Raw genomic sequence first — 14,366 nt, 5'->3', positions numbered from 1 at the left:
ATGTTGACTTGCGATGGAATCACCCGCTTGCTAACCCAAGCCCCATGGGAAAAAGCCTGATTCCGCCTGATGGCGGCAAAGACAATCATATCGAGCCGATCGATCTGAAATCGGCGCTTGAAGAGCGCTACCTGGCCTATGCGCTCTCGACCATCATGCACCGCGCGCTGCCGGATGTGCGCGACGGGCTGAAGCCGGTGCACCGCCGCATCATGCATGCGATGCGGCTGCTGCGGCTCGAGCCCAACCAGGCCTATGCAAAATGCGCCCGCATCGTCGGCGACGTCATGGGTAAGTTCCACCCCCATGGCGACCAGGCGATCTATGACGCGCTGGTGCGCCTGGCGCAGGATTTCGCCGTGCGTTACCCGCTGGTGGACGGGCAGGGCAATTTCGGCAATATCGACGGCGATAACGCTGCGGCCATGCGCTACACCGAAGCGCGCATGACCGATGTGGCGACGCTGCTGCTCGACGGTATCACCGAGAACGCCATCGACTTCCGCCCGACCTACAATGAGGAGGACGAGGAGCCGATCGTCCTGCCCGGCGCTTTCCCGAATTTGCTGGCGAACGGCTCTTCCGGCATTGCCGTGGGTATGGCGACCTCCATCCCGCCGCACAATGTCGCCGAGCTTTGCGATGCGGCGCTGCATCTGATCAAGCACCCGGACGCGAGCGTTGACGATCTGGTGGCGCTGGTGCCGGGTCCGGATTTCCCCACCGGCGGCATTCTGGTCGAGCCGGCGGCGCAGATTCTGGAAGCCTACCGCACGGGCAGGGGCGCATTCCGCCTGCGCGCGCGTTGGCACAAGGAGGACGGCGGACGCGGTACCTGGGTGATTGTCATCACCGAAATCCCCTATCAGGTACAAAAATCCCGCCTCGTCGAGAAGATCGCCGAGCTGCTGATGGCCAAGAAGCTGCCGCTGCTCGACGATGTGCGCGACGAATCGGCGGAAGACATCCGCATCGTGCTGGAGCCCAAGAACCGCTCCGTCGATCCCGAACTCCTGATGGAATCGCTGTTCAAGCTGACCGATCTGGAGACGCGCTTCCCGCTCAACATGAACGTGCTGTCGCATGGCAAGGTGCCGAATGTGCTCTCCTTGCGCGACGTGCTCAGGGAATGGCTCGATCACCGCAAGGAAGTGTTGATCCGCCGGTCGCGCTACCGGCATGGCGAGATCGAGAAGCGGCTGGAGGTGCTGGGCGGCTATCTCGTCGCCTATCTGAACCTCGACGAGGTGATCCGCATCATCCGCGAGGAGGAGCACCCGAAGCCGGCCTTGATGGCGGCCTTCGGCCTCACTGACAATCAGGCCGAAGCGATCCTCAACATGCGCCTGCGCTCTCTGCGCAAGCTCGAGGAATTCGAAATCCGCAAGGAGTTCGACGCGCTTAATGAGGAGAAGACGCAGATCGAGGAGCTTCTCGCCTCCGACGCCAAGCAATGGCAGACCATCGGCTGGGAAGTCGCCAACGTCCGCAAGAAATACGGCCCCGACACGCCGCTGGGCAAGCGCCGCACGACCTTCGCGGAAGCGCCCAATCACGACCACGAAGACATCCAGCAGGCCATGATCGAGAAGGAGCCAGTGACGGTCGTCGTCTCGGAAAAGGGCTGGCTGCGCGCCTTGAAGGGGCATCTGGCCGATTTCTCGACGCTCTCCTTCAAGGAAGGAGACAAGCTGAAGCTCGCCTTCCACGCCGAGACCACCGACAAGATCCTGATCTTTACGACAGGCGGCAAGTTCTACACCATCGGCGCCAACACCCTGCCGGGCGGCCGCGGCCATGGTGAGCCGGTCCGCATCATGGTCGACATGGAAAACGACCAGGACATCGTGACGGCCTTCGCGCATGACCCTACCGCCAAGCTTCTGCTCGTCTCGCATGAGGGCAACGGCTTCCTTGTGCCGGAAACCGAGACGGTCGCCAACACCCGCAAGGGCAAGCAGGTGATGAATGTGAAGGCGCCCGACGAGGCCAAGCTCTGCATTCGCGTCGCGGGCGACCACGTCGCCATCGTCGGCGAAAACCGCAAGCTGCTGGTCTTCCCGCTGGCCCAGATACCGGAGATGACCCGCGGCAAGGGCGTGCGCCTGCAGAGGTACAAGGACGGCGGCGTCAGCGATATTCGCACCTTCGTTCTCGAACAGGGGCTGACCTGGCAGGACGCGGCGGACCGGACATTTACGCGCAAGAAGGAAGAGCTTGCGGAGTGGTTGGCCGATCGGGCTAGTGCGGGGCGGATGGTGCCGAAGGGTTTCCCGCGTAGCGGCAAATTCTCCTGAGGCCGTAACGACGGTAGGTGCAGGTCGTCACTGTTTTAAGCTCGTTACACGGCGAAGGGCGCGATTGAACAGCATGCTGTCGTGGATGAAACCGAGAATATCGGCAATCCCATCTTGCCCAATGCGAAAGACGAGGGGCGCTGAAAGGCGGTATTTAGCCATGCTGCGGACCGCTCGCCCGCTTCGTAGCAGCCGAACGCGCCTTCAAACGATCCAGCAATGCTTGAGAGTCTTCTGGTCCGCTGACAAGCGTGAAATTGCCGCTCTCAATAGCTACGATCCCCTCTGCGGCGACCTTTTCGATCACAGCAAGGCTGGCAAGCTCGGCGTTGATATCGTCTTCGTAACGCCTCAGCGCTTCACGGATAACTTCGCTGGCATTCTGGTGACGTCCCGACTCGACCTCCCGGTCGATAAAGCTACTTAAATGGTCCGTCAGGCTAAAGTTTCTTCCGCTCATCGCGCAACTCCAATGATCGCAATAGTAGCAAGCTTTGTTATTGTGAGCAACGCGCGCCAGATTGCAAGCTAACCCCGTCTTTCCCACCCCTTCGGCCCCAGATGCTCCTGCGGCGTGAAGCGGGTTTTGTACTGCATTTTCCGCGATCCCTCGACCCAATAGCCGAGATACACATGCGGCAGGCCCAGTTTTATCGCGCGCTGGATATGGTCGAGGATCATGAAGGTGCCGAGTGAGCGGTCGGGCAAGGTTGGGTCATAGAACGAATAGACCATCGACAGGCCGTCCGACATCACATCGGTCAACGCCACCGCGATAAGCTCGCCCTCGGTCTTACCCGTTGAGCCCTCCGGTCCGTCCCCGGGCATGCGGCGGCGATATTCGATGATGCGCGTGTCGACATGGGTGTCCTCCACCATCATCGCATAGTCGAGGACGCTCATATCCGACATGCCGCCCTTGCGGTGGCGCGCGTCGAGATAGGTGCGGAAGAGCGAATATTGTTCGGTCGAAGGCTCGGCCTTGTGGCTCTGTCCGACAAGATCGGCATTACGCTTCCATACCCGCTTCATCGAGCGGTTCATTTCGAATTCATTGGCGAGGATACGCACGGAGACGCAGGCGCGGCAGGTCTCGCAGGCGGGCCGGTAGGCGATGTTCTGCGACCGGCGAAAGCCGCCTTGCGTCAGCAAGTCGTTAAGCTCATTGGCCTTTTCGCCGACCAGATGCGTGAACACCTTTCGCTCGAACTGGCCATCGAGATAGGGGCAGGCCGAGGGAGCGGTCAGGAAGAACTGCGGCGATTGTTGCGGTTGATGCTTCATTCACATCTGGTCCATGCCTGTCGATCTTGAAGATGAACTTGAGGCAGGGGAAACGTCAATAGAAATTAAGCCGTCAGGAACTGAAATCAACCTGCCATGCTTTTCGATTGGTAAAGTAAAGGGGAGATTTACCAGGCATGGCAGGATTAGAAGAAGCTGCTTTCACAGCCGCCGCGACTTATCTGTCCGCCCGCACCACCACCGTGCCCAGCAGCATGTCATGCACGGTGCGCTTGCGGTCGAGGAAGAGGGTGGCGAGCAGGATGAGCGGGGTGAGGATGACATTGCCCGCCCAGAACAGCACCGTATGGACGATGGCGAGCATGCCGTCGACCGGCTTGCCGTCGAGCCGCTCCAGCTTGATATCCATCATCTGCATCCCCTTGGTCGCCTGGCGCGGGCCGCCCAGCGTCGCCGCCACATAGCCGAGCGCCACCAGCGGGAACATGATGCCGTAGAGCATCCAGCCGAGGCCCAGCGTCGCAACGCCCAGAACGGCGATGACGATGGCCACCGGAATGCACAGCAGCAGGATCAGGATGTAATCGATCAGGAAGGCGAACACGCGCCGCGTCCGCACACCCTGATAAAGACGCCAATCGTCCCGTTGCGAAGGGATGATCTCGCCATGCAGCACATTGTCAGTCATCTTGGTATTCCCGTCGGATGGCTCCATTTGTTGAAGGAAATGGGATAGGGAGCCATCTTTTTCAAGAATATCTTATCCATCTCGCAGCTTTTCGGCGACCTCGATCGCGAAATAGGTCAGGATTCCGTCGCAGCCGGCGCGCTTGAAGGCGAGCAGGCTTTCCATCATCACCTTGTCCCCGTCGATCCAGCCATTGGCCGCCGCCGCCTTGATCATCGAATATTCGCCCGAGACCTGATAGACATAGGTCGGCATGGCGAAGGCGTCCTTGAGCCGCCGCGCGATGTCGAGATAGGGCAGGCCCGGCTTGACCATGATCATGTCCGCGCCTTCGGCCAGATCCTGCTCCGCCTCCCGCAACGCCTCGTCGCTATTGGCGGGGTCGATGTAATAGGTCTTCTTGTCGCCCTTGAGCAGGCCCGACGTGCCGATGGCCTCGCGATAGGGACCATAGAAGGCGGAGGCGAATTTCGTCGCATAGGACATGATCGCCACGTCGCTGAAGCCGTTGCGGTCGAGCGCCTCGCGGATCGCTCCGATGCGCCCATCCATCATGTCGGAGGGGGCGATGATATCAGCGCCCGCTGCCGCCTGCGCCAGCGCGCCGCGCACCACCATATCCACCGATTCGTCATTGACGATGATGCCGTCGCGCAAGATGCCGTCATGGCCGTGGGTGGTGAAGGGATCGAGTGCCGCGTCGGTGATGATGCCGATCTCAGGCACTTCCTTTTTGACCGCGCGCACGAAGCGGTTGATGAGATTGTTCGGGCTGGCGATGTGCGAGCCGGTCTCGTCCTTGATCTCCATGCTCTCCCGCGGGAAGGGCGCGATGGCGGGAATGCCGAGCTTTGCCGCCTTTTCCGCCTGCCGCACCGCCATATCCACCGAGAAACGCCGCACATCAGGCATGGCGTCGATCGACTCGCTGTAATTCTCGCCCTCGCAGAGGAAAATCGGCAGAATGAGATCGTCCACCGTCAGGCGATTCTCCTGCACGAGCCTGCGCGACCAGTCGGCCTTGCGCATGCGGCGCAGCCGGCGGCCTTGCGTGATCTCGTCGACGCTGCGTGCACGGATGGTTTCGGAAAACGGCTTGTTCATTTGGGTCTCCCCGCGAAGATAATGGGAAGGTTTATCACGGTAAGGATGGCGAAACCAAGTTCATTGACCCGCGCGCCATTGACGCGGCGGCTTTCCCTTTTTACCCCTGTTGACGACAGCTTATCGAATATGTCGCGGAGTGCCCCTCACCCTTACCCTCTCCCCGTGAGTTACGGGGAGAGGGGGACATAGGCGTTTTCGTTCTTTCTGTCTGCCGGGTGCAAGGAAGGAGAAAGAGGCGACAAGGCTTACGTCCCCCTCTCCCTGCTTGCGGGGAGAGGGTAAGGGTGAGGGGCATTCCACAGCATTGGACGAGTAGATTGCCATATAGTGGGAGCGGATGGTGGAAGTCGATTTTGGCGGTGAAAATGATGTCGTTTTCGAGCGCCGCGGCTGCGCGGGCCTGATCCGCCTGACGCGCCCCGCCGCGCTGAATGCTCTTACCCACGGCATGGTCAGGGCGATGCGGCGCGCGCTTACCGCCTGGGAGGCTGATCCGGATGTCGCCTTGGTCATCGTGGAAGGAGAGGGCCGGGCCTTCTGCGCCGGCGGCGATGTGGCTGCGGCCTACAGGGCCCGCCTCGCAGGCACTCCGGCCCATGACTTCTTCGCCGGCGAATACCGCCTCAACGCCCAGATCAAGCGCTACACCAAGCCCTATGTCGCCTTTCTCGACGGCATCGTCATGGGCGGCGGCGCGGGCATTTCCGTGCATGGCTCCCACCGGATCGTGACGGAGAACACGCTTTTCGCCATGCCCGAGGTCGGAATCGGATTCTTCCCAGATGTGGGAGCAAGCGCCTTCCTGCCGCATCTGCCCGGCCGTTTCGGGATCTATCTGGCCCTCACCGGCACCCGGATTCGTTGGGGCGACTGCCTCGGAACCGGCATCGCCACGCATGCGATTGCTTCGCAGACCATAGGCCGCGTGCGGGATATGCTCATCGAGACGGGTGATGTCGTGGCGGCTCTGTCCGATACGGTAAATCCCGATTTCGAGACTGATGGCAAAACCCGGCAACTCATCGTTGAATGTTTCGCAGAAACAACCGTGGAGGCTTGCATTGCAGCATTGCAGGGCAGGGCGGATGAAGGCAGCGCCGCGGCCATCCTGAAAACCATGGAAAGCCGCTCGCCGACGAGCCTGTGTGTCACATCAAGGCAAATGGCGGAGGGCAGGGCGCTTTCCATGGACGATTGCATGCGGATGGAATATCGCATCGTCACCCGAATGCTTGCAGGGCATGATTTCTATGAAGGGGTGCGCGCGGCGCTGATCGACAAGGGCGGCAAGCCCCGCTGGCAGCCTGCACGGCTCGCCGATGTCCTGCCCGGTGATGTCGATGCCTATTTTGCGCCGCTTGGAACGAGGGAACTGACGCTGCCATGATGGAGGAGCAACTGCGCCAGCGCGCCGAGCCCACGCTCGCCGAAACCGGCTTCGTCTGGTTCATGCGGCTTTTGTCGATCTATTCGCTCGCGCTGGGCGTCGCCTATTGGATAAGGCTCATCGGTCTCCATCCGGGGCTGCTCTGGCGCTTCGACCTGATGCCTTGGCAATGGCAGGCCGCGTCCGTCTCGTTGGCGGTGCTGTTCCCGGTGGCGGCATCCGGCCTCTGGATGCGCGCGCCCTGGGGCCCGGTCGTCTGGTTCGCCGCGGCGATATTGGAAACGGCGATGTACACCGTCTTCGAGCGCGTCTACGCCGCCAAGCCCATGGTCGGCGTTACCAACCTCCTGATCCTGGCCGTCTATATCGCGTTTCGCGTCATGCTGTTTCTTCAGGAACGCGAGCGACGTAAGCCATGAGTACAGGCTACATAAGCAATTCATTAAGCCTGAATTTGCTTCTTCTTTGGTAAGCACCTGTTAAGTCTGTGTTTTAATTCGAATTTTATGCGTACGCGATATTGTCTCTCTCAACGGTGAGAAAAAAACACCGACGCAACAGAGAGGCATAAGACGATGATCAATACCCAGCGCAAGTCGGGCGCCGAAGCGCGCTCGCAGAATGAACAGACGGCTTTGCGGACGCTCTATCTGGAAGCGTTGCAGCTTGTAGAGCGCCTGCATCGCCGCCTGCTCGATGTCGTCAAGGACGAGTTCGAGCGTAACGGCCGCAGCGACATCAATGCGGTTCAGGCACTGCTGCTGTTCAACATCGGCAATGCCGAGTTGACGGCGGGCGAACTGCGCAGCCGTGGTTATTACCTCGGCTCCAACGTGTCCTATAATCTGAAGAAGCTTGTCGAGATGGGCTTCATTCATCACGAGCGTTCCCGCATCGACCGCCGCTCGGTGCGCATCAGGCTGACCCCGAAGGGCCAGGAAGTGGCCGACGTGGTGGCAGGTCTCTACGAGCGCCATGTCGGTTCGATCGAGCAGGTCGGCGGCATCCGTGCCGAAGAGTTCCAGAACATGAACAAGTCGCTGCAGCGCCTCGACCGCTTCTGGAACGACACCATCGCCTACCGCATGTAATTTCTCCTGCATGCAATTGTTGCACAAACGTCACATCGATAAAAAGTCCGGCTGACCAGCCGGGCTTTTTGCCGTCCGCGTGTTCTTTTGACGCTTGCGGCGCGCCGCTGCGACATGATTAAGCCATAAACGCGGGCCTGATGCATAGGCGGGGAAAACTCCGCGATCAGCTTTAAACAAGGGGTTTGGGTGCCGGTCTCCCGTGTGTTCGAAAGAATGCGCGGAAGGAGAAAGTTGCCGTTTGTTAACGCTGTCTTGGTAAAGTTTGAATCAATTTTGCGTCCATAAACGGCTGGAGAACTTGAGCTAAAGATGAGCAATTCAGGGAATGCACCGATGAACAATCCTCGGAAGAACTTCGCAGCTTCCAAAATGGATCGCCGCTTGTTTCTGCGCGGCGCGGCGACCGCCGGGCTGTCGGCATTCGCGACGGGCGCTTTCGCGCAGCCCGTCATCAATGAGGTTCTCGCCGCCCCGCGCCGAGGCAACTGGAATGACCAGTTCGATGCCCGCGCCTCCGGCGCGCAGAAGGTGGCGACGAACCAGCCCATCATGAGCGCGGCGACGCTGTCCTATGTGCAGACCGCAATCGGCCAGTACAGCAACATCGTTGCCCAGGGCGGCTGGCCGCAGGTGCCGGGCAATGCCAAGCTGCGCCTCGGCGCGGTCGATCCCGCCGTGTCCATCCTGCGCCGCCGCCTGATGATCGCCGGCGACCTGCCGGAGAGCTCCGGCCTTTCCAACGCCTACGACACCTATGTAGACGCGGCGGTCAAGCGCTTCCAGGCTCGTCACGGCCTGCCCGCCGATGGCGTGATGGGGCAGTTCACCTATGCGGCCATGAATGTGAGCGCCGATGTGCGGCTCGGCCAGCTCAACACCAATCTGCAGCGCCTCGGCGAAATCGCCAACATCACCGATCCGCGTCTCGTCATGGTCAACATTCCCGCTGCCCAGATCGAGGCGGTGGAGAATGGCCGCGTCGCCCAGCGCCACACCGCCATCGTCGGCAAGATCGACCGCCAGACGCCGCTGCTCGTGTCCAATATCCATGAGGTCATCCTCAATCCCTACTGGACCGCGCCGAAGTCGATCATTGAGAAGGACATCATTCCGCTGATGCGGAAGGATCCGACCTATCTGACGCGCAACAACATCCGCCTCTATAATGCCCAAGGGCAGGAAGTGCCGCCGGAAAGCGTGGACTGGAACACCAATGAGGCGGTCAAGCTGATGTTCCGGCAGGATCCTGGCAAGATCAACGCCATGTCCTCGACCAAGATCAATTTCCATAATTCTCATGCGGTCTATATGCACGATACGCCGCAGAAGAGCCTCTTCAACAACCTGATGCGCTTCGACTCCTCGGGCTGCGTCCGCGTCCAGAACGTGCGCGACCTCGACGTGTGGCTGCTGAAGAACACGCCGGGCTGGGACCGGCAAACCATCGAGGCGACGATCAAGTCCGGCGTCAATACGCCAATCCTGCTTGCCGACCCGGTGCCGGTGCATTTCATCTATGTCACCGCCTGGTCCACCGGCGACGGCGTCGTCCAGTTCCGCGATGACATCTATCAGCGCGACGGCGCGATGGAACTGGCGCTCGGCACGGACATCTGAGCCAACACCAATAGCCGAAGATTAATAGCGAACAGGGATGCCCCTGTTCGCTATTTTTAATTGCATCGCGCCCCGCGATTATGGAAACTATCCATCGGTAAGCGTGGGGGCGCGGAAATGGTGGTCAAGCGGGAGCATTTTACGCAATCGGTCAAGGCCGGCACCTTGCCGGACGATGGCGCAAGTGTCATATCTTCAACCATGAGTGAGGTTGACGCGAAGATTGTTGCTTCCGAGGCCCGGACGGATACCAAGTTCGCCCAGGTAATGGGCGAGTTGCGCCTCATTAATCAGCGATTTGATCATGTTGAAAAACGATTGGATCACGTCGATCAGCGGATTGATCAGGTGGAGGAACGAGTCGAGCAGCGCCTGGCTCGGGTTGAAACGGCATTATCTCCTATCAGATTAAATATCTGGCTTGCTTCGGCCACTACCATTGGTCTGGTGATAGCGCTTCTCAGCTGGGGCACGTCGATGTTTGGCACCGGTCTGGATACCCAAACCATCGCGGACCAAGCCAGTAAAAATGCCATGCAGCAAGTCCAGCCAAGATTGGGTGATATGGAAGCCAGGCTTGGCAATCTTGAAAAACAGGTTGGCGAGGTGCTGACCACGCTCCAGACGATGAAAAAGGAACAGCCGGCTCCTGCTGCGCAATAAGCCCAAGGCGTTTCACACAGCGTTGTCCACCAATGCCGCTTTCCAGCCACTGCTTTTCGCGGCTGCACCATTGGCCTTGGGCGTGTGAATATGATAATGCGCCGTCATCCAATGATGAACGCCCGGCAACCCGGAGGGATAGCTATCATGTCGCAGGCCAACGCTGCCTCGGAAGTCTTTTTCAACGCTCCCCTTGAGGAGATCGATCCCGAGCTTTTCGGCGCGATCCGCAACGAGCTTGGCCGTCAGCGCCATGAGATCGAGCTGATCGCCTCGGAAAACATCGTCTCCCGCGCCGTTCTTGAGGCGCAGGGCTCGATCATGACCAACAAATATGCAGAGGGCTATCCGGGCAAGCGCTATTATGGCGGCTGCCAGTTCGTGGACGTGGCCGAGGAACTTGCCATCGAGCGCGCCAAGCGGCTGTTCGACGCGGAATTCGTCAATGTGCAGCCCAATTCGGGCAGCCAGATGAATCAGGCCGTGTTCCTGGCCCTGCTGAACCCCGGCGACACCTTCATGGGCCTCGACCTCAATTCCGGCGGCCACCTGACGCACGGCTCGCCCGTCAACATGTCGGGCAAGTGGTTCAACGTTGTGTCCTATGGTGTGCGTCGCGACGACAATCTCCTCGACATGGACGAGATCGAGCGTCTGGCGCAGGAGCATAAGCCGAAGCTCATCATCGCCGGCGGCACTGCCTATTCGCGCTTCTGGGACTGGCAGCGCTTCCGCGCCATCGCCGATTCTGTTGGTGCCTATCTCATGGTTGACATGGCGCATATCGCCGGCCTCGTCGCCGGTGGCGTGCATCCGTCGCCGGTTCCCCATGCCCATGTGTGCACGACGACGACGCACAAGTCGCTGCGCGGCCCGCGCGGCGGCATGATTCTGACCAACGACGCCGAAATCGCCAAGAAGATCAATTCGGCGGTCTTCCCCGGTTTGCAGGGTGGTCCGCTGATGCATGTGATCGCCGCGAAGGCCGTGGCATTCGGCGAGGCGCTCAAGCCCGAATTCAAGACCTATGCCCGCAACGTCGTGGAAAACGCCCGCGCGCTGGCGGATGTCCTGAAGGAGAACGGGCTTAACATCGTCTCCGGCGGCACGGACAACCATCTTATGCTGGTCGACCTGCGCCCGAAGAACGCCACCGGCAAGCGCGCGGAAGCCGCCCTTGGCCGCGCCAACATCACCTGCAACAAGAACGGCATTCCCTTCGACCCGGAAAAGCCCTTCGTCACATCAGGCGTACGCCTGGGTACGCCTGCCGGCACGACGCGCGGCTTCGGCGTGGCCGAGTTCCGCGAGATCGGCAATCTGATTTCGGAAGTGCTCGACGGCCTGAAGGCCGCCAATTCCGATGAGGGCAATGCGGCGGTGGAAGAGGCCGTGAAGCAGAAGGTCATCGCGCTCACCGACCGCTTCCCCCTTTATCCGTATCTGGGCTGATAGAAGGCTTACGGAAGACTTCTTGGGCCATCACTCTCCCCGCGAGCGGGGAGAGTGTCGTGGATCGTTGAGAGTGGCGCAACTAGAGCATTTGCTCTTTAGATAGAAGCGGGTGGCTCGTTCATTTATCGTAGCGGCAGTTTCGCTGTAGAGGAATGGATCCCAGTGACAAGCACTGGGATGACGGGGTGGAGAGGTTTTATCTCCTACCGGACATGCTTCTGCCGGGTGAGAGGTTGGAAATTGTCATGCCAACCGCAACACAATCCGTGATCCCAGTGCTTGTCACTGGGATCCATTCCTCTACCTCTCCATGACAACAAGGGCTCCAAAACGGAATTGAGACGATTCCATCAAAGCATGAACCGCGCTCAACATCCTAATCACGCCATATGTGATTATTTCGCCGGTACAGCCGGCAATTGCGCGGTTCATTATCAAGCCGTTATATCCTAGTGTCTCATTAAGGAATCACGGCGAAAGAAGTTCATGCGTTGTCCCTATTGCCAGTCGGAAGACACACAAGTGAAAGACTCCCGCCCCGCTGAAGACGGGGCGGTGATCCGCAGGCGCAGGGTCTGCTCGGTTTGCGGCGGGCGCTTCACCACATTCGAGCGCGTGCAGCTGCGCGAGCTTCTGGTCATCAAGAAGAGCGGGCGGCGGGTTCCTTTCGACCGCGACAAGCTGATGCGGTCGGTCGAGGTGGCGTTGCGCAAGCGCCAGGTTGATCCTGACCGCGTCGAGCGCGCCATTTCCGGCATCGTCCGCCAGCTGGAAAGCTCCGGCGAGGCGGAGGTGGAATCCGAGGAAATCGGCCGTCTCGTCATGGACGCGCTCAAGGGCATCGACGATATCGCCTATATCCGCTTCGCCTCGGTCTATCGCAATTTCCGCCAGGCGCGCGATTTCCACAGCGTGATCGACGAACTGACCGCGCTGGACAAGCTGCCGGACGGTGATTTCGTCGAGGAGTAAGCACTATGGCGGGGGCCGATACACGCATCAGCAAAGACGATCTGCGGTTCATGGCCGCCGCCATCCGCTATTCGCGCCGTCATCTCGGATTGACCGGCACCAATCCCTCCGTCGCCACCCTTATCGTTCGTGACGATGGCAACGGGCCGGTCATTGTCGGGCGCGGCGTCACGGCGATAGGCGGCAGGCCCCACGCCGAGACGGAGGCCATCGCCGAGGCCGGCGAGAAGGCGAGGGGAGCCACGGCCTACGTTACCCTCGAGCCATGCGCCCATCATGGCCGCACCCCGCCCTGCGCCGAGGCTCTCGTCGCCGCGGGCGTGACGCGCGTCGTAGCAGCCGCGACCGACCCGGACGACCGCGTCTCCGGGAAGGGATACGCCATATTGCGCGCCGGCGGCCTCGAAGTCGCCGAAGGCGTGCTGGCCGATAAGGCTGCTGATGTCATGGCCGGCTATCTCATGCGCTCGCGCAAGAAGCGCCCGGAGGTGACGCTGAAGCTCGCCCTTTCCGCCGATGGCATGATCGGGCGCCGGGGCGAGGGGCAGGTGGCAATCACCGGTCCGGTCTCATGGGCGCAGACCCATATGATGCGGGCGGAGAGCGATGCAATCCTCGTCGGCATCGGCACCGTGCTTGCCGACGACCCCATGCTGACCTGCCGCCTGCCGGGCCTCGAAAAACGCTCGCCTGTCCGCATCGTGCTCGACAGCGATTTGCGCCTGCCGCTTTCATCCGCGCTGGTGGTTTCCGCTTCCGCGGTTCCCGTCTGGATCGCCTGCGATGCCAATGCGGATCCGCGCAAGAAGCAGACGATGATCGATGCTGGTTGCCGGATTCTGGCGACGGAAAGCGTCGACGGCCGCATCGCCCTGCCGGAACTGCTGGAGGATCTGGCCGCGCAAGGCATCGCCACCGTCATGGTGGAAGGAGGCGGAGAGATTGCCAACCAGTTCCTGAGCGAAGGGCTGGTCGACCGCATCGCGCTTCTGGAGGGGCCGGATGCGATCGGCGGAGAAAACGGGGTTGCCGTGCCCGGCCTGCGCCCCCATATCGCCGATAGTTTTGTGATTACCCGCGAGGCGCGTTTCGGCGCCGATCGCTTCACCGAGTTCAGGAGGAAGCCCTGATGTTTACAGGTATCGTAACCGATATCGGCAAAGTCGATCGCATCAAGCAACTGAACGAGGGCGTTCATCTGCGTATCGAAACGAATTACGACCCCGACACCATCGCGCTCGGCGCATCCATCGCCTGCGCCGGGGTGTGCCTGACCGTCGTCGCCCTGCCGGAAAAAGGCTCCAACGCCCGCTGGTTCGAGGTGGAAGCCTGGGAAGAGGCGCTGCGCCTGACGACGCTCGGCACATGGAAATCCGGAACGTGCATCAATCTCGAGCGCTCGCTGAAGCTGGGCGACGAGATGGGCGGGCATCTGGTGTCGGGCCATGTCGATGGGCAGGCCGAAATCATCGAGCGGAAAGAGGAGGGTGACGCCGTCCGCTTCCGCATCCGCGCGCCGGAGTCCCTGGCGCCCTTCATCGCGCAAAAAGGCTCGGTCGCGCTCGATGGCACCTCGCTGACGGTCAACGGCGTCGATGGCAATGTGTTCGATGTTCTCCTGATCCGCCATTCGCTCGAGGTCACCACCTGGGGCGAGCGCAAGGTGGGCGACAAGGTCAACATCGAGATCGACCAGCTCGCGCGATATGCCGCTCGGCTCGCGCAGTATCCGAAGGAGGCGTAGGCTCGCACCCTCCTTCCCCCTTGCGGGGAAGGTGCCCGCGTCAGCGGGCGGATGGGGGTGGTGACGTTTGCGCTTGCTTCGCAGACCGTAGTGCAAG

General features: G+C 60.8%; 14 protein-coding genes. 10 read left to right on the top strand and 4 right to left on the bottom strand.

Going from position 1 to position 14,366, the window contains the following annotated elements:
• Positions 1-44 precede the first annotated feature (44 nt).
• A complete protein-coding gene (gene parC, locus IEX53_RS10165) occupies positions 45-2,297 on the top strand; it encodes a DNA topoisomerase IV subunit A (RefSeq protein WP_188824067.1) in 2,253 nt (750 codons plus the stop codon).
• Positions 2,298-2,451: 154 nt separating this feature from the next.
• On the opposite strand, the gene IEX53_RS10160 is transcribed toward parC, so the two are convergent.
• The 4 genes from IEX53_RS10160 to hemB form a co-directional block, all read right to left on the bottom strand.
• Complete coding sequence (locus tag IEX53_RS10160) at positions 2,452-2,757, bottom strand: type II toxin-antitoxin system ParD family antitoxin (protein ID WP_188824066.1); 306 nt, start codon at positions 2,755-2,757, stop codon at positions 2,452-2,454.
• A 68-nt stretch (positions 2,758-2,825) separates the two neighbouring features.
• Positions 2,826-3,581: an arginyltransferase gene (locus IEX53_RS10155; RefSeq protein WP_188824065.1), complete on the bottom strand. Its 756-nt coding sequence runs from the start codon at positions 3,579-3,581 to the stop codon at positions 2,826-2,828.
• Positions 3,582-3,759: 178 nt separating this feature from the next.
• On the bottom strand, positions 3,760-4,230 hold the full coding sequence (locus tag IEX53_RS10150) for an RDD family protein (RefSeq protein WP_188824064.1): 471 nt from the start codon (positions 4,228-4,230) through the stop codon (positions 3,760-3,762).
• Between the two features lie 72 nt (positions 4,231-4,302).
• Entirely contained in the window at positions 4,303-5,334 is a 1,032-nt protein-coding gene (gene hemB / locus IEX53_RS10145) for a porphobilinogen synthase (protein WP_188824063.1), read from the bottom strand.
• A 343-nt stretch (positions 5,335-5,677) separates the two neighbouring features.
• On the opposite strand from hemB, the gene IEX53_RS10140 reads away from it, so the two are divergent.
• The 9 genes from IEX53_RS10140 (at position 5,678) to IEX53_RS10100 (ending at position 14,269) form a co-directional block, all read left to right on the top strand.
• Positions 5,678-6,724, top strand: a complete 1,047-nt coding sequence (locus IEX53_RS10140) for an enoyl-CoA hydratase/isomerase family protein (RefSeq protein WP_188824246.1) — start codon at positions 5,678-5,680, stop codon at positions 6,722-6,724.
• Positions 6,721-7,143 (top strand): DUF6163 family protein, encoded by a 423-nt coding sequence (locus IEX53_RS10135; RefSeq protein ID WP_188824061.1) that lies wholly within the window; start codon positions 6,721-6,723, stop codon positions 7,141-7,143. Before IEX53_RS10140 ends, IEX53_RS10135 begins: the two co-directional genes overlap by 4 nt.
• Before the next feature lie 156 nt (positions 7,144-7,299).
• On the top strand, positions 7,300-7,815 hold the full coding sequence (ldtR, locus tag IEX53_RS10130; RefSeq protein WP_188824059.1) for a transcriptional regulator LdtR: 516 nt from the start codon (positions 7,300-7,302) through the stop codon (positions 7,813-7,815).
• A gap of 336 nt (positions 7,816-8,151) precedes the next feature.
• On the top strand, positions 8,152-9,435 hold the full coding sequence (locus IEX53_RS10125; RefSeq protein WP_188824057.1) for a L,D-transpeptidase family protein: 1,284 nt from the start codon (positions 8,152-8,154) through the stop codon (positions 9,433-9,435).
• A 117-nt stretch (positions 9,436-9,552) separates the two neighbouring features.
• Complete coding sequence (locus IEX53_RS10120) at positions 9,553-10,098, top strand: hypothetical protein (RefSeq protein ID WP_188824055.1); 546 nt, start codon at positions 9,553-9,555, stop codon at positions 10,096-10,098.
• Positions 10,099-10,245: 147 nt separating this feature from the next.
• Positions 10,246-11,550 (top strand): serine hydroxymethyltransferase, encoded by a 1,305-nt coding sequence (gene glyA, locus IEX53_RS10115; protein WP_188824053.1) that lies wholly within the window; start codon positions 10,246-10,248, stop codon positions 11,548-11,550.
• A 489-nt stretch (positions 11,551-12,039) separates the two neighbouring features.
• Positions 12,040-12,525, top strand: coding sequence for a transcriptional regulator NrdR (gene nrdR / locus IEX53_RS10110; protein ID WP_188824052.1), 486 nt, complete (start codon positions 12,040-12,042; stop codon positions 12,523-12,525).
• Between the two features lie 5 nt (positions 12,526-12,530).
• A complete protein-coding gene (ribD, locus tag IEX53_RS10105; protein ID WP_188824050.1) occupies positions 12,531-13,655 on the top strand; it encodes a bifunctional diaminohydroxyphosphoribosylaminopyrimidine deaminase/5-amino-6-(5-phosphoribosylamino)uracil reductase RibD in 1,125 nt (374 codons plus the stop codon).
• Positions 13,655-14,269 carry a riboflavin synthase gene (locus tag IEX53_RS10100; RefSeq protein WP_188824048.1) on the top strand — a complete coding sequence of 205 codons (615 nt, stop codon included), beginning with the start codon at positions 13,655-13,657 and terminating at the stop codon, positions 14,267-14,269. Before ribD ends, IEX53_RS10100 begins: the two co-directional genes overlap by 1 nt.
• The last annotated feature ends 97 nt before the right edge of the window (positions 14,270-14,366 follow it).

The sequence above is a fragment of the Paramesorhizobium endophyticum genome, assembly GCF_014640615.1.
GTDB lineage: Bacteria > Pseudomonadota > Alphaproteobacteria > Rhizobiales > Rhizobiaceae > Paramesorhizobium > Paramesorhizobium endophyticum.
Note: the sequence above shows the minus strand (reverse complement) of the source record. Positions and strands in the feature narration are given on the sequence as shown.

What these genes read in the sequence shown, in the direction of transcription:
- parC (WP_188824067.1), top strand. Translation starts at nt 45, where the DNA reads ATGGGAAAAAGCCTGATTCCGCCTGATGGCGGCAAAGACAATCATATC.
- IEX53_RS10160 (WP_188824066.1), bottom strand. Translation starts at nt 2,757, where the DNA reads ATGAGCGGAAGAAACTTTAGCCTGACGGACCATTTAAGTAGCTTTATC.
- IEX53_RS10155 (WP_188824065.1), bottom strand. Translation starts at nt 3,581, where the DNA reads ATGAAGCATCAACCGCAACAATCGCCGCAGTTCTTCCTGACCGCTCCC.
- IEX53_RS10150 (WP_188824064.1), bottom strand. Translation starts at nt 4,230, where the DNA reads ATGACTGACAATGTGCTGCATGGCGAGATCATCCCTTCGCAACGGGAC.
- hemB (WP_188824063.1), bottom strand. Translation starts at nt 5,334, where the DNA reads ATGAACAAGCCGTTTTCCGAAACCATCCGTGCACGCAGCGTCGACGAG.
- IEX53_RS10135 (WP_188824061.1), top strand. Translation starts at nt 6,721, where the DNA reads ATGATGGAGGAGCAACTGCGCCAGCGCGCCGAGCCCACGCTCGCCGAA.
- ldtR (WP_188824059.1), top strand. Translation starts at nt 7,300, where the DNA reads ATGATCAATACCCAGCGCAAGTCGGGCGCCGAAGCGCGCTCGCAGAAT.
- IEX53_RS10125 (WP_188824057.1), top strand. Translation starts at nt 8,152, where the DNA reads ATGAACAATCCTCGGAAGAACTTCGCAGCTTCCAAAATGGATCGCCGC.
- IEX53_RS10120 (WP_188824055.1), top strand. Translation starts at nt 9,553, where the DNA reads ATGGTGGTCAAGCGGGAGCATTTTACGCAATCGGTCAAGGCCGGCACC.
- glyA (WP_188824053.1), top strand. Translation starts at nt 10,246, where the DNA reads ATGTCGCAGGCCAACGCTGCCTCGGAAGTCTTTTTCAACGCTCCCCTT.
- nrdR (WP_188824052.1), top strand. Translation starts at nt 12,040, where the DNA reads ATGCGTTGTCCCTATTGCCAGTCGGAAGACACACAAGTGAAAGACTCC.
- ribD (WP_188824050.1), top strand. Translation starts at nt 12,531, where the DNA reads ATGGCGGGGGCCGATACACGCATCAGCAAAGACGATCTGCGGTTCATG.
- IEX53_RS10100 (WP_188824048.1), top strand. Translation starts at nt 13,655, where the DNA reads ATGTTTACAGGTATCGTAACCGATATCGGCAAAGTCGATCGCATCAAG.